The organism is Tannerella forsythia, assembly GCF_003860135.1.
Classification (GTDB): Bacteria; Bacteroidota; Bacteroidia; order Bacteroidales; family Tannerellaceae; genus Tannerella; species Tannerella forsythia_A.
On record NZ_RQYN01000160.1, the window covers coordinates 1 to 507 of the forward strand.

A 507-nucleotide genomic window follows, 5' to 3' on the forward strand; every position below is an offset into this window, starting at 1 on the left:
ATCTACTTTTACCCAAAAATCCTGTTTGTCTATCAGGTGTTGAATGGGGTGTGTAAATCGGGCTGCAACAATGTAAGGTAAAGATTTTTCCTCCAAACAGTCAAATATATCTCCCTCTAGCAAAAACCGCTGTCAAGTCGTACCAAACCGACTTTTTTGCCATCAAACATGGCTAAAGTCTCTTCCAAAAAACCAATGAAATGATGGGAAGCATTCGTATTTCCGCTACGAAGCCAAAAATTGGCAACCATTTTTATATCATTGACAAATGCAATGAGTGGATGATGGCTTTTTCTGCCTCTTTTCTTAGGATTGTAATCCTTTTTGGCTCCTTCCTGCTGACCATAACGAGTAATTACTGAAGAATCAACATCTAATGTAAAATAGTTGATGTTCAAACTCTTGAAAAACCAACCAAAGAAATGACGAGCTACTTCCAAATTGGTCTTGGCGTTGAATTTGGAAAAATATCGCTTGTAAGCGTCTTGTGCGGGGGGATGTTTCCAT

Annotated in this window: 1 protein-coding gene; it reads right to left on the reverse strand. The window is 38.7% G+C overall.

Annotated elements, in window-relative coordinates:
* Nucleotides 1-116 precede the first annotated feature (116 nt).
* The coding region (locus EII41_RS13785; protein WP_221620743.1) for a transposase at nt 117-507 on the reverse strand (391 nt) is incomplete at its 5' end.